This is a genomic window from Actinophytocola sp. KF-1, assembly GCF_054661535.1.
This window is the reverse complement of sequence record NZ_BAAFVK010000003.1, coordinates 235012-248064: the sequence shown is the minus strand read 5'-3', so window position 1 is coordinate 248064 and position 13053 is coordinate 235012. Positions and strand designations below refer to the sequence as shown.

Genomic DNA, 13053 nt, shown 5'->3' with positions numbered 1-13053 from the left:
GTCCGCGCACCCCGGCCGTCGGTAGCATCGCCGGGCATGCGCCGACTCCTGCGAGCGGCCGGTGCCGGCACCGTCGCCGCTCTCACCGTCACGTTGCTCACGACCCCGTCAGCGCAGGCGGACCGGCATCCGCCCCGCCTCCCGATCGTGTTCGTCCACGGCAACTCGGGTTCGGCCCAGCAGTTCGAGACGCAGTTCCAGCGGTTCGCCGCCAACGGGTACCCGCAGGAACTGCTGTTCGCCTACGAGTACGACACGAGCGTGCCCGACAACACCGCCGCCGTCGCCGGGCTGACGCCGTTCGTCGACGACGTCCTGGCGCGCACGGGCGCGCGGCAGGTCCTGCTGGCCGCGCATTCCCGCGGCACGGCCGTCAGCCACGCGTACCTGGCCGAGCACGCCGAGGACGTCGCGAAGTACGTCAACCTCGACGGCCGCGGCGCGGCGTCGCCGCCGGGTGGTGTGCCGACGCTCGCGGAGTGGGGCGAGTGGCAGTCGCCGCCGGACCCGGTGCGTGGCGTGGTCGGGGTGATCGGCGGCGCGGAGAACGTCTACAACCGGCAGCTGGGACACACGGAGACGGCGTCGTCGGCGAAGACGTTCGCCGACATGTACCGGTTCTGGTTCGGCCGTGCGCCGCGCACGACGGCGGTGCTGCCGTCGCGGCACGTCTCGGTCAGCGGCCGGGTCGTGCTGTTCCCGGCGAACACCGGGTACGCGGGGGCCACGCTGGACGTGTGGCAGCTGACGCCGGCAGGCCACCGCCGTCGCCACGTGGCCACGTACGCCATCGACGCGACCGGCGACTTCGGCCCGCTCCCCGTGCGGCGGCACACGTCCTACGAGTTCGCGGTGACGCGCGAAGACGGTTCGGTGCACCACTTCTACCAGCCCCCGTTCGTGCGCGACGACCACTTCCTGCGGCTCAACACCGGACGGCCAGGGCAGGGCCTGGAGGTGTACACGAAGCAGGACCCGAGGCATGTCAACCTGACCGTCGTCCGCAGCCGCGAGATGTGGGGCGACCAGCCGGACAGCGACGTGCTGACCGTCGGCGGGCGGAACGTGCTCACGCCGCTGGTGGCGCCGAGGTCCAGTCCCGGCGGGGCCGGCGGGAACACCGGTGAGGTGAACGCGCTGTTCCTGACGGACGTGGGTGCGCGGACCGCGACGGGGTACGCGGACCCGGACCAGCGCACCGATCTGGGGAAGGGGCAGCTGTTCCCGTTCGACAACCTGACGTTCCTGTCGGCGGCGGACGTGTTCGTGCGGGCCCGGCGGGGCGGGAAGGGGACCGTCGTGCTGGTGATGGACCCGCGTGGTGGCGGCGACCGCGACGCGGTGGCCGTGCCGGACTGGCCGTCGACGGGTCACCGCGTCACGGTCGCGTTCCCGGACCACTGAGGTCGCCGCAACCTGTTCGGTGGCCGGTTCCGTCTGACGGGCATGAGGTTCTCGACGCGGTGGGCGGCGCTCGGTCTCGTACTCCTGGTCACGGCGTGCGGTGCGGCGCCGGCGCCGGCGCCGGGACGACCGCCGTCGCCGGTGCCGGTGGCGCAACGGGTGCCCGCGGACGTCGCGGCACTGGTGGCCGCGGCGGACGCGTTCGGGCTCGACCTGCTGACCGCGCCGACGTTGGCGGACCGGCCCAACCTCGTCGTGTCACCGGTGAGTGTTTCCCTCGTGCTGCAGATGATCGGCGCGGGGGCGGCGGGCACGACGGCCGACCAGATGCGGGCGGTCCTGCACCTGCCGGCCGGGGTGCGGCCGCGGTTGCCCGAGTTCGACGGGGACGCGCTGCGGGTGTCGAACGCGGCGTGGGCGCAGCGGGGGCTCGACCTGAAACCTGCCTTCCGCGACACGCTGCGTTCCCGGTTCCGCACGACCATGCGTGCGGCGGACTTCACCGGTGACGCGGAGGGGGTGCGCCGCCGGATCAACCAGACCGTCGCGGACGAGACGGCGGGCAGGATCACCGACCTGTTCCCGCCCGGCACGATCGACGGCGACAACAGGTTGGTGCTGACCAACGCGTTGTACCTGAAGGCGGCGTGGGCGCGGGCGTTCCCGCGTGAGCGGACCGAGGACGCGCCGTTCACGCGTGCCGACGGCTCGACGGTCACGGTGCCGATGATGCACAACGAGCCGGACACCGATGGCACGGGCGTGCTCGGGTACGCGGAGGGTCCCGGCTACCAGGTGGTGACGGTGCCGTACCGGGGCGGGAAGCTCGCCTTCACGGTGATCGTGCCCGCCGCCCCCGACGCGTTGCGGGGCAAGGGGCTCTCAGCGCTGCTCGACGAGGTGGCGCCCGCGCACGTCGTGCTCGCGATGCCGCGGTTCACGGCGGGGTCGGCCCTGGACCTGCGGGAGACGCTGCGGGCGGCCGGGATGACCGAGGCGTTCTCCACCGCCGCCGACTTCAGCGGCATCACCGACGACGAGGTGCTCTACCTCGACACCGTGCGGCACAAGACGTACGTCCGCGTCGACGAGGAGGGCACCGAGGCGGCGGCCGCGTCGGGCGCGGGCGCGAAGGCCGTCTCCGCGCCGGTGCCGCACACGGTGACCGTGGACCGGCCGTTCATCTTCGTCATCACCGACACCGCGAACGGCGCGCCGCTGTTCCTCGGCCGGATCGGCGACCCGGCCGAGGGGCCGGACGACTGATCAGATGGCGACGCCGTGGCTGCGCAGCCAGGGCAGCGGGTCGATCTTGTTGCCGCCCTCGTGCACCTCGAAGTGCAGGTGCGGCCCGGTGGACTGACCGCGGTTGCCCATGGTCGCGATCTGCTCGCCCGCGGCGACGCGCTGGCCGACGCTCACGAGCGACTCGTTGATGTGGCCGTAGACGGTGATGAGGCCGTTGTCGTGGCCGACGCGGACCCACAGGCCGAAGCCGCTCGCGGGGCCGGAGTCGATCACCTCGCCCGCCATGGCGGAGAAGATGGGGGTGCCGATGCTGTTCGCGATGTCGATGCCGTAGTGGATGGTGCCCCACCGCGCGCCGTAGGTGGAGGTGAGCGTGCCCGCCGCGGGCCGGGCGACGCCGCCGGTCACCTGGCCGGTCGCGTCGTCGCCGGTGCTCCGGCCCGCGAGGGCGGCCCGGCGGGCGGCGAGCCGCGCGGTCTCCGCCTTCGCCCTGTCCTGCACGGACACCGCGGTCTTGTACGCGGCCTCGGCGTCGGTCTTGGCCTTCGCGGCGGCGTCGCGGTCGCGGACGGCCCGGTCCTTCGTGGTCCGCGCCGCGCGCGCGGTCGCCGACTTGCGGTCGACGGCCGCCTGGGTGGCGTCGAGCACCTCGCCGTACTCGCCGGAGATCGCGCTGAGCAGGGACTCCTTGTCGAGCAGGTCGCCGGCGCTCTCCGCGTTGAGGTAGGCGCTCACGGTGAAGTCGGTGCCCTGCCGGTAGCTCGCGGACGCGAACCGGTCGAACTCCTGGCGCAGCTCCCGCTCGTCCTCCTCGGCCGTGGCGGCGGCCGCCTCGGCCTGCGCCGCCTTGTCGGACGCGGCCTTGGCCGCCGCGCTCGCCTTCTTGTGCCGGTCCTCGGCCGCGGTGAACCTCGCGAAGGTGGACGCGAGCTTCGCCTGTGCGGCCTTCAGCTCGGCGTCGGCGGCCGCGATCTCGTCCGCGAGCGACGGCTGCGCGGCCGCGGCGGACGGGCTGACCAGCAGCGTCGTGGCCAGCAGCGTGGTGAGCATGGTCGCGGCGGCGGTTCGCGTCCGGCTGTGACGCGCACCCATGGCAGCTCCATGGGTCGTCGGCGCGCGGCGCGGGGGAACGCCATGGCACGCCAAGGGGGCGGGGCGTCCGCGACTATGCGTCACGATCGCGCCGGGACGCCACCCGACGCGACATGAATCACAACATTCAGGTCACGTCCGCGACACGGAACCGCCAAGGGTCTTGACAAGCGATCTAAGGTGCGGCGACGCACGGGCAGCTGGTTTGCTGTGCCCGTGCCACATGATCACCCGCTCATCCAGGCGGCCCAGGCGGGCGACCTCGCCCGGGTGACCGAACTGCTCGACGCCGAACCCGGGCTGGTGCACGTCCGGGGCTGGATGGGCATCACCCCGTTGATCGCGGCCGCGTGGCGGGCCGACTCGGCCGAGGTGGTGCGGTTCCTGCTGGCCAGGGGCGCGGACCCGCTCGCGGCGCGGGAACGCGGGGACAACGCGCTGCACTGGACCGCGAGCGGCGCGGTCGCCGACGCGCTGGCGCGGGCCGCGGGCCCGGCCGGGCTCGCGGCGCGGTACCTGTTCGACCAGACACCCCTGCACGTGGCCGCGTCGGAGGGCCGGGCGGACGTGGTGCGGGCGTTCCTGGCCGCGGGCGCCGACCCTGGCGTGGTCGACAGGAACGGGGACACCCCGCTCGACCTGGCCGACACCCCGGGCGTCGCGTTGCTGCTGGTCGACGCGGGCGCACCGCTCAGGACCCGCGCACCGAGCACGCCGCTGCACGACGCGTGCCGCCGGGCCGCCCGCGACGCGGGCTGGCTCGCGGTGGCCGAGCGGCTCCTCGACCTCGGCGCCGACGCCGGGGCGCGGGACGAGTTCGGCGCGCTGCCCGCCGACCTGCTCGGCGAGCACCCGCTGCGGGACCGCATGCCCGCCCCGGACCTCGGTCCGGCCGAGGTGGCACGCTTCCCGCAGGACCAGGTCGCGCTCGCCCCGTCGGGGACGGCGGCGGTGACCGGCATGTTCTCCGGCAACGTCCTGGTGCGGTGGCGGCTCACCCCGGCGGTCGAGCCGGTGGAGGTCGTCCGCCTCGGCAGGCGCAGGCCCGCATGGGGCCCGTACGACGGGCTCGCCTTCGCCGACCGCGACTCGGTGTGGCTGCGCGACTGGACCGACCTGCGCCAGGCCCGCGCGGTCGCCGACGAGCTGCTGCCCGACGACCTGTACGCCCACCCGGTCCTCTCCCCCGACGGCAGGGTGCTGCTGGTGCCGTCGTGCGAGGTCCTGCACGTGATCGACCTCGAGCGGCAGTCGGTCGTCGCCGAGGTCGGCGGCTTCGGCGACTGGAGCGTCGTGCCGCGGTTCTCCCCCGACGGCCGGACGGTCGTGGTGGGCAACTCGACGCAGGGCGCCTGCCGGCTCACCGGCCTCGACATGGCCGGCGGCCCGCGCAAGCGCTGGTCCTGTGACGAGTTGCCCACGGGAGGCGGCGCGGAGATCGTGTCCGACGTGGCGTTCTCCCCGGACGGGCGGGTCGTCGCGGCGTGGGTCCGGCCGGACCACGGCCGCTCCCGGGACGGCGGCTACCGCGGGTACGTCGTCGTGACCAGGGCGGACTCGGGCGCGGTCGCGTGGCACCGGCCCGTGGACGACGACGTCGCGGGCGCGGCGGGCAGCACGTGGTCGGCGGCGCTGTGCTTCACCCCGGACGGCGGTCGCGTGGCGGTCGGCCTCGACACCGGTGTCCTGTGGCTGGACGCCGCGACCGGCGCGCCCGCCGGCCACGACCACACCACCGGCGGTGTGCGGGCGCTCGCCGCGCACCCGGCCGTCGGCGTCGTCGCCGCCACCGCGCACGGGCTGCGCGGGCTCACCGGGTGATGCGGTACCAGCGGTAGCCGTACGGTCCGATGGTCAGCTGCTCGCCGGGCGTGTGGTCCTCGGCGCCGAGGAGGCCCTGCAGCCGGTCGCAGTCCAGGTCCAGCGTGAGCTTCGCGTCCTCGCCGGACAGGTTGTGGACGGCGACGACCGCGACGCCGTCCCACTCGCAGCGGTGCGCCAGCAGCGGCCCCTCCGCGTGCAGGACGGTGACCTCGCCCCACCCGAGTTCCGGGCACTCCTTGCGCTGGCGGATCAGCCGCTCCATCCAGTTCAGCAGCGAGTCGGGGTCGCGGCGCTGGTCGGCCACGTTCGCGCTGACGTCGTCGGGCACCGGCCTGCTCAGCCGGGCGCCCTCGGGCGCGGGTGAGAAGCCCGCGTGCGGCCCGGCCGACCACTGCATGGGTGAGCGGGAGCTGAGCCTGCCGGGGATGGCGAGGTTCTCGGCCATGCCGATCTCCTCGCCGTAGAACAGCGTCGGCGTGCCGGGCATCGAGAACATCAGGGAGTACACGAGCCGGATCCTGGCCTGGTCCCCGTCGAGCATGGTCGGCAGCCGCAGGCGCAGGCCGCGGCCGTAGATCTGCACGTCCTCGGACGGCCCGAACGCCTCGAACACCTCCGCGCGTTCCTTGTCGGACAGCTTGTCGAGCGAGAGCTCGTCGTGGTTGCGGACGAAGTTGGCCCACTGGCACTCGGACGGGATCTCCGGCATGGCCTTGAGCGCCTTGACGATGGGTTTCACGTCCTGGCGGGCGAGTGCGAGGTACATGGCCTGGTTGAGCGGGAAGTTGAACATCATGTTGAGCTCGTCGCCCGCGTCGCCGAAGAACTCGACCGCCTGTTCGTACGGCAGGTTGACCTCGCCGAGCAGCACGGCGTCACCGCGGCGGCGGGTGAGGAACCTGCTCAGCTCGCGCACCAGCGTGTGCGGGTCCTTGTGCTCGCCCTCCGGCCCGCTGACCTCCTCCAGCAGGAACGGCACCGCGTCGATGCGGTAGCCGGTGACGCCGAGCGCGAGCCAGAACGCGCCGATCTTGGCGATCTCGTCCCGCACGGCCGGGTTGGCGGTGTCGAGGTCGGGCTGCTCGGCGTAGAACCGGTGGAAGTACCACTGCCCGGACTCCTCGCACCACGCCCAGTTCGACTTCTCCTCGCCGGGGAAGACGAGCTGCTCCGGCGTGTCCGGTTTCTCGTCGGCCCACACGTAGTAGTCGTGGAACGGGGCGTCCTTGCCCTTGCGCCCCGACTCGAACCAGCGGTGCCGGTGCGAGGTGTGGTTGACGACCAGGTCGATGATCACCCGGATGCCGCGGTCCTGCGCGGTGCGCAGCATCTCGGCGAAGTCGCCGAGGGTGCCGAGCCGTTCGTCGATGCCGTAGAAGTCGCTGATGTCGTAGCCGTCGTCGCGTTCCGGCGACGGGTAGCACGGCATCAGCCACAGGCAGGTGACGCCGAGCCCGGCGAGGTAGTCGATGCGTTCGGTCAGCCCGACGAGGTCGCCGCAGCCGTCACCGTCGGAGTCGAGGAAGGTCTGGACGTCGAGGCAGTAGATGACCGCGTTCTTCCACCAGAGGTCGCTGGTCGCGGTGCGCTTGCCGGTCATGCGAGCTCCGGGAGGACGTGTTCGCCGAAGCAGTCGATGAAGGCCTCCTGCTCCTGGCCGACGTGGTGGACGTAGATCTCGTCGAAGCCAAGGTCGGCGGCCTTGTGCAGCCACTCGACGAACCGCTTCGGTTCGCTGGCGATCAGGACGGCGCCGTGCATGTCCTCGGGCCGCACGTGCGTCGCGGCCTGCTCGAACTCCTCGGGCGTGGCGATGTCCCAGCACAGCGGCGCGGGGAAGATGTTGGTGCGCCACTGTTCGTGCGCGATGCGCAGCGCCTCGTCCTCGTCGGGCGCCCAGCTGACGTGGACCTGCAGCGCGAGGGGTTTGCCCTGTGCGCGGAAGGGTTCGGCGACCCGCCGCAGCACGTCCTCGGGCTGCCAGATGGTGATGAGCCCCTCGGCCCACTCGGCGGCCCAGCGGGCGGTCGCGTCGCTGACCGCGGTGGCGAGGAGCCGGGGCGGCCGCTCCGGGAGGGTCCACAGGCGGGCCCGGTCGACCCGCACGAGGCCGTGGTGGGTGACCTCTTCGCCGGCGAGCAGCGCGCGGATGACGTCCACGCACTCGCGGAGCCGGGCGTTGCGGGTCGCCTTGTCCGGCCACGGGTCGCCGGTGATGTGCTCGTTGGAGAACTCGCCGGTGCCGAGCGCCACCGACAGCCGCCCGGGGTACATCTCGGCGAGCGTCGCGGCGGCCTGCGCGACGACGGCCGGGTGGTAGCGCTGGCCCGGGGCGTTGACCATCCCGATCGGGAACCGGGTGGTCGCGAGCGCCGCGCCGAGCCACGCGAAGGCGAACCCCGACTCGCCCTGCGCCCGGCTCCACGGGGAGAAGTGGTCCGAGGACCAGGCCGCGGCGAACCCGGCCTCCTCCGCGTGGCGGGCGTCCCGCAGCAGACGGCTCGGCGGGATCTGTTCGTGCGAGGCGTGCCATCCGAGGGCAGGCATCGTCCGTCCTCCAGTCGACGTCTGTTCGACAGGAGCTTCCCCGGACGGGCCAAGACGAAACAATCTCACGGAGGGTGGCGGCCCGGCGCCGGAACCCGTCACCCGGTCGCGACGTCCGATCGCCATGTCGATCGGTGGTGTGGCGGCCAGGGCCGCGTTCGTGTCGGCGGTGGCCGCGACGCTGGTGGTGTCCGGTCCCGCCGAGTCGGGGGCCTGCGCCTGTGGCGCCTTCGTCGCCGACGACAAGCTCTCCGCGCAGCAGGAGACGGCGCTGGTCGCCCTGGACGGGCTCACGGAGTCGATCACGCTGTCGGTGCTGGCGCGGTCGGCGGCGGACGAGGCGGCGTTCCTGATGCCGGTGCCGTCCCGGGCGCGGTTCGAGGTCGCCGACGCGGACCTGTTCGCCGAGCTGGACGAGATCAGCAGGCCGGACGTGCGGGTGGAGGAGGTCGTCGTCGACGGCGACGGGGCCGGCGGGTCACCCGGGCCGGGGGCGGGCGCCACGGTCGTCGACCACGTCGAGGTGGGGCCGTTCGAGGTCGCGCAGCTCGCCGGGGACGACGCCACGGCGGTGACGACCTGGTTGGCGGACAACGGTTTCACCATGCCCGCCGACCTGTCCGGGCCGCTCTCGGCCTACCTCGCCGAGGGCTGGCTCGTGGTCGCGGTGCGGCTGGCGCCGTCGTCCGGGAGCCTCGCCGGCGGACTGCCGGCGATGCGGGTGTCCTTCGCGACCGACACGCCGGTGTACCCGATGCGGTTGTCCGCGGCGGCCGAGGCCAGCCAGCCGCTGCGCCTGTACGTGCTCGCCGACCACCGCGCCGACATCAGCAACCCGGCGCCGGCGGGCGCCGGGCCGGAGCTGACGTTCGCGGGCCGGGTCGAGCCGGGCCCCGGGCACCCGGTGCTGTCGGCGGCCATGTCCGGGCCCCGCTACCTCACCCGCTACGACGGCGAGTTCGCCCCGGGCCTGATCGAGCGCGACATCCGGATCACCACCGCCGCGACCGACGAGCCGTACCGCGCGGTCGTCGTGGTGACCGAGTACGTCAGCTCGGCGTGGCCGCTGCCCGGGTTGCCGCCGGCCGCCCTGGCCCTGCTCGCCGTCGGGACGGTCGCGGGCGCCGTGGCCGTCCGGCGCGGGCGCGCACGGCGGGGCGGCGCCGCGTAGTCCTCAGTGGACTGTGCGAACGGGAACACGGTGAATCGTTTCACTCCGAGGTCGCGCGCACAGATGCCCTGAACGGCCTATTGACCGTGGATCGCAGCTCGCTACCGTGAGCGCGGCACGCCACTTGATCAGCGTGAAGGTCACGTCAGGGAGACAACCGAATGGTCACCGATCGCATCCCACGGGTTCCGCGCGACACTGCGGAGGGCCGCAGAGCCCCGGGTGCCATCGACCGGTATTTCGGCATATCCGAGCGCGAGTCGAACTTCGGGCGCGAGATCCGCGGCGGCTTCGCCACGTTCTTCGCGATGTCCTACATCGTCGTGCTCAACCCGCTGATCATCGGCACGGTCGCGGACGCCGACGGCAACCTGCTCGGCGGCGCCGGGAGCGTGCCGGAGAGCATCGCGATGGTCGGCAGCGTCACCTCGCTGGCCGCGGGCCTGCTGACGATCCTCATGGGTGTGGTCGGCCGGTACCCGTTCGCGATCGCGGTCGGGCTCGGCCTCAACTCGTTCCTCGCGGTGTCCGTCGCCTCGCAGATGTCGTGGCAGGAGGCCATGGGCCTGGTGCTGATCGAGGGCGTGGTCATCACGCTGCTCGTGATCACCAAGGTCCGGGTGGCGGTCCTGCACGCCATACCGGCGGACCTGAAGACGGCGATGAGCGTCGGCATCGGGTTGTTCATCGCGTTCATCGGTCTCGTGGACTCCGGCTTCATCCGGCGTGTCCCGGACGAGGCGGGCACCACGGTGCCGGTCGGCCTCGGCGTGGGCGGCACGCTCACCGGCTGGCCGATCGTCGTGTTCCTGACCGGGCTGATCCTCACCGCGATCCTGGTCATGCGGAAGGTGCGCGGCGCGATCATCATCGGCATGGCGACGAGCACGGTCCTCGCGATCATCATCGAGGCGGTGTTCAAGCCGGGCCCGTCGCTGGTGGACGGCAAGCCGGTGCCGACCGGCTGGCAGCTGAACGTCCCGACGCTGCCGTCCGACATCGTCGCGGTGCCGGACCTGTCGCTGATCGGCGACGTGGACCCGTTCGGCGGGTTCGCGCGGGTCGGGGTGCTCGCCGCGCTGATGATCGTGTTCACGCTGATGCTGTCGGACTTCTTCGACACCATGGGCACCGTGGTGGGCCTGTCCGCCGAGGCGCGGCTGCTCGACAAGGACGGCCAGGTGCCGGGGGTCGGCCGCGTCCTGCTGGTCGACTCGCTGGCCGCGGCGAGCGGTGGCGCGATGTCGACCTCGTCGAACACCACCTACATCGAGTCGGCGGCCGGTATCGGTGAGGGCGCGCGGACCGGCTTCGCGAACATCGTCACGGGCGGTCTGTTCCTCCTCGCCATGTTCATCGCGCCACTGGTGTCGATCGTGCCGTTCGAGGCGGCCACGCCCGCCCTCGTGATCGTGGGTCTGGCGATGATGGCGCAGATCCGGCGCATCGACTTCACCGACGTCGCCATCGTCATCCCGTGCCTGCTCACGGCCGTGCTGATGCCGTTCTCGTTCTCCATCGCGGTGGGCCTGGGCGCCGGCATGATCACCTACGTGGTGCTGCGGACCTTCCAGGGACGAGCACGTGAGGTGCACCCGCTACTGTGGGGCGTCGCCGCCCTGTTCGCGCTGTACTTCGCAGCACATCCGATCCGGGTGGCACTGGGCATCGGCTGACGACCGCACAGGCGGACGGTATGGACATCTTCGGGATGTACGGCTCGCGTTCCGACGACGAGGTCGCCCGTGCGCCCGAACCCGAACCGCCCGCCGAACAGCCGCCGGAGCCACCGCCGCCGGAGCCCGAGGAGGAGACCGCCCCGATCGAGCGGGTGGTCTCGGCCAAGGAGGACGCGGTCCAGGCCTTCATCGAGTCGATGGACGGCGTCGAGTTCGACGGGCAGATCGTCCGCCCCTACGCCCGCACCGGCGGCCGCACCAGGTCGGCCGCCGGTCTGGAGCTGGAGACGATGCTGTCGCTGACGGTGCCCGAGGTGCCCGCCGACCTGCCGCCGGACCACTACGCGGTGGCGGAGCTGTGCCTGCGGCCGATCTCGGTCGCCGAGGTGGCGGGCTACCGGTCGCTGCCGATCGGCGCGGCCCGCGTCATCATCTCCGACCTGCTCGAGTACGGGCTGGTGGCGACGGCGGGGCCGGTGACCGCGGGCGCCCCGACCATGGACCTGATGCAGCGCGTGCTGGAGGGCCTGCACCGCCTCTGACCGTCCGGTGTGGACGTCAGCGTTCGAGGTGGGCCTTGAGCCTGGCGAGCGTGGTGGCGATGTTGCCGCTGTTGGTGGCCGCGCGGTCGGGCTGGCCGGTGATGAAGATGGCGATCGGCACGAACCAGCCGGGCACGCGCAGCCAGTTCGTGACGGTGAGCCGGGAGCCCGCGCCCTCGGATGTGATGTCGTACTCCCAGCGGGAGATCGGCACGAAGAACGGGGTGCGCACGCGGTAGGCGAACCGGCGGCCCGGCTCGGCCTCGACGATCTCCGCGTGGGTGACCCAGCGGCGCCACCCGTTGCGGTTGCTGCCGGAGAACCAGTTCCCGACGGCGGCCTCCTTCGCGCCGCGCAGCCACTTCGCCTTGTAGAACTCCTCGGCGAACGCCGCCATCGCGATGGGGTCGCTGACCAACCGGTACACCGCCTCCGGCGGGGCGTCGACGGTCACCTCGCCGGAGGCGAGCGGTGCGGTGTAGGTCAGCTTGTCCCTGGGGTTCGTCACCGTCACACCGCACCTCCCGGTCGCCCTTTTCCTCCACCCCACCAGCGGCCGGGGACGGGGTCAAGGTGGCTACAGAACCGGACAAGCGTCAGCGGACCGCCGCCTCAGGGAGCCGTGCGCCCCGGCGCGCGAAGTGGATCGCGGCCAGCCCGGCGGGGACGAACATCAGCGTGCCGTAGACCGCGGCGGGCACGACCATGTCCATGTTCCCGAACACCGAGGACGCGACGGTCATCGCGAGCACGGCGTTGTGGACGCCGATCTCCATGGCGGACGCGATCGACTGCTCGCGGTTCACCCCGGCGAGCCGCGGCGCCCAGTAGCCGACGGTGAAGCTGAGGACGGTGAGCGCGAGCGCGACACCGCCGACGGTGCCCATGTTGGTGAAGATCGTCGCCCGGTTCTGCGCGACCGTGCCGACGAGCATGACGACGAGGACGACCACCGACGTCTTCTTCACCGGCCCCCGCATCCGCGCGGCGAACCGCGGGTAGGCGCGGTTGCACCACATGCCGACGGCGACCGGCACGAGCACGATGGCGAACACCTGCGCGAGCTTGTCGAGTTGCGGGCCGACGTCGGCGCCGTCGCCGAGGAAGTGCGTGGCCGACAGCCCGACGACGACCGGCAGGGTCACGACGGCGACGACCGAGTTGATGGCGGTGAGCGTGACGTTCAGCGCGACGTCGCCGCGGGCGAGGTGGCTGAACAGGTTGGCCATGGTCCCGCCCGGCGACGCGACCAGGATCATCATGCCGACCGCGAACACGGGGGCGACCCCGGCGAGTTCGACCATCGCGAAGCAGAGCAGCGGGAGCACGACCAGCTGGCAGGTCAGCGCGACGAGCACGGCCTTCGGCGCGGTGAGCACGCGCGTGAAGTCGGCGGTGGTGAGCGCGAGGCCGAGGCCGAGCATGACGACGGCGAGCGTGGCGGGCAGGAGCACGGTGATGAGCGGTCCCATCCCCGCAGTGTCGGTGACCGATTGGTCCGGTTGCTTCCTCCACCGTGCGGACTCGACGTCACCGTTCTTGTCGG

General features: G+C 72.6%; 11 protein-coding genes. 6 read left to right on the top strand and 5 right to left on the bottom strand.

Going from position 1 to position 13053, the window contains the following annotated elements; translation table 11 throughout:
• Positions 1-36: 36 nt before the first annotated feature.
• On the top strand, positions 37-1404 hold the full coding sequence (locus ACYQ77_RS11060; RefSeq protein ID WP_459710047.1) for a hypothetical protein: 1368 nt from the start codon (positions 37-39) through the stop codon (positions 1402-1404).
• Positions 1405-1446: 42 nt separating this feature from the next.
• Positions 1447-2670: a serpin family protein gene (locus ACYQ77_RS11055; protein WP_459710045.1), complete on the top strand. Its 1224-nt coding sequence runs from the start codon at positions 1447-1449 to the stop codon at positions 2668-2670.
• Here ACYQ77_RS11055 and ACYQ77_RS11050 read toward each other — a convergent pair whose 3' ends face one another.
• Complete coding sequence (locus tag ACYQ77_RS11050) at positions 2671-3744, bottom strand: M23 family metallopeptidase (RefSeq protein ID WP_459710044.1); 1074 nt, start codon at positions 3742-3744, stop codon at positions 2671-2673. It lies immediately after the preceding gene.
• Between the two features lie 216 nt (positions 3745-3960).
• Between ACYQ77_RS11050 and ACYQ77_RS11045 the strand changes: the two genes are divergently transcribed.
• Entirely contained in the window at positions 3961-5565 is a 1605-nt protein-coding gene (locus ACYQ77_RS11045; RefSeq protein WP_459710042.1) for an ankyrin repeat domain-containing protein, read from the top strand.
• Here the strand turns inward: ACYQ77_RS11045 and ACYQ77_RS11040 are convergent.
• Positions 5555-7168 (bottom strand): alpha-amylase family protein, encoded by a 1614-nt coding sequence (locus tag ACYQ77_RS11040; RefSeq protein WP_459710040.1) that lies wholly within the window; start codon positions 7166-7168, stop codon positions 5555-5557. The genes ACYQ77_RS11045 and ACYQ77_RS11040 overlap by 11 nt on opposite strands.
• On the bottom strand, positions 7165-8115 hold the full coding sequence (locus tag ACYQ77_RS11035; protein WP_459710039.1) for a TIGR03885 family FMN-dependent LLM class oxidoreductase: 951 nt from the start codon (positions 8113-8115) through the stop codon (positions 7165-7167). The genes ACYQ77_RS11040 and ACYQ77_RS11035 overlap by 4 nt, the downstream gene beginning before the upstream one ends.
• Before the next feature lie 124 nt (positions 8116-8239).
• On the opposite strand from ACYQ77_RS11035, the gene ACYQ77_RS11030 reads away from it, so the two are divergent.
• The 3 genes from ACYQ77_RS11030 (at position 8240) to ACYQ77_RS11020 (ending at position 11507) form a co-directional block, all read left to right on the top strand.
• Positions 8240-9286: a DUF2330 domain-containing protein gene (locus ACYQ77_RS11030; RefSeq protein WP_459710037.1), complete on the top strand. Its 1047-nt coding sequence runs from the start codon at positions 8240-8242 to the stop codon at positions 9284-9286.
• A 161-nt stretch (positions 9287-9447) separates the two neighbouring features.
• Positions 9448-10962: an NCS2 family permease gene (locus ACYQ77_RS11025; RefSeq protein WP_459710035.1), complete on the top strand. Its 1515-nt coding sequence runs from the start codon at positions 9448-9450 to the stop codon at positions 10960-10962.
• A gap of 20 nt (positions 10963-10982) precedes the next feature.
• Entirely contained in the window at positions 10983-11507 is a 525-nt protein-coding gene (locus tag ACYQ77_RS11020; RefSeq protein ID WP_459710034.1) for a DUF742 domain-containing protein, read from the top strand.
• A gap of 16 nt (positions 11508-11523) precedes the next feature.
• On the opposite strand, the gene ACYQ77_RS11015 is transcribed toward ACYQ77_RS11020, so the two are convergent.
• Together ACYQ77_RS11015 and ACYQ77_RS11010 are read right to left on the bottom strand one after the other, a co-directional pair.
• Complete coding sequence (locus ACYQ77_RS11015; RefSeq protein WP_459710032.1) at positions 11524-12015, bottom strand: SRPBCC family protein; 492 nt, start codon at positions 12013-12015, stop codon at positions 11524-11526.
• Between the two features lie 88 nt (positions 12016-12103).
• Positions 12104-12979 carry a bile acid:sodium symporter family protein gene (locus ACYQ77_RS11010; RefSeq protein WP_459710031.1) on the bottom strand — a complete coding sequence of 292 codons (876 nt, stop codon included), beginning with the start codon at positions 12977-12979 and terminating at the stop codon, positions 12104-12106.
• Between the last annotated feature and the right edge of the window lie 74 nt (positions 12980-13053).

Bases quoted from the DNA above. Each gene is read 5' to 3' on its own strand.
- ACYQ77_RS11040 (WP_459710040.1), bottom strand. From the start codon at position 7,168: ATGACCGGCAAGCGCACCGCGACCAGCGACCTCTGGTGGAAGAACGCG.
- ACYQ77_RS11060 (WP_459710047.1), top strand. From the start codon at position 37: ATGCGCCGACTCCTGCGAGCGGCCGGTGCCGGCACCGTCGCCGCTCTC.
- ACYQ77_RS11020 (WP_459710034.1), top strand. From the start codon at position 10,983: ATGGACATCTTCGGGATGTACGGCTCGCGTTCCGACGACGAGGTCGCC.
- ACYQ77_RS11055 (WP_459710045.1), top strand. From the start codon at position 1,447: ATGAGGTTCTCGACGCGGTGGGCGGCGCTCGGTCTCGTACTCCTGGTC.
- ACYQ77_RS11030 (WP_459710037.1), top strand. From the start codon at position 8,240: ATGTCGATCGGTGGTGTGGCGGCCAGGGCCGCGTTCGTGTCGGCGGTG.
- ACYQ77_RS11010 (WP_459710031.1), bottom strand. From the start codon at position 12,979: ATGGGACCGCTCATCACCGTGCTCCTGCCCGCCACGCTCGCCGTCGTC.
- ACYQ77_RS11035 (WP_459710039.1), bottom strand. From the start codon at position 8,115: ATGCCTGCCCTCGGATGGCACGCCTCGCACGAACAGATCCCGCCGAGC.
- ACYQ77_RS11025 (WP_459710035.1), top strand. From the start codon at position 9,448: ATGGTCACCGATCGCATCCCACGGGTTCCGCGCGACACTGCGGAGGGC.
- ACYQ77_RS11050 (WP_459710044.1), bottom strand. From the start codon at position 3,744: ATGGGTGCGCGTCACAGCCGGACGCGAACCGCCGCCGCGACCATGCTC.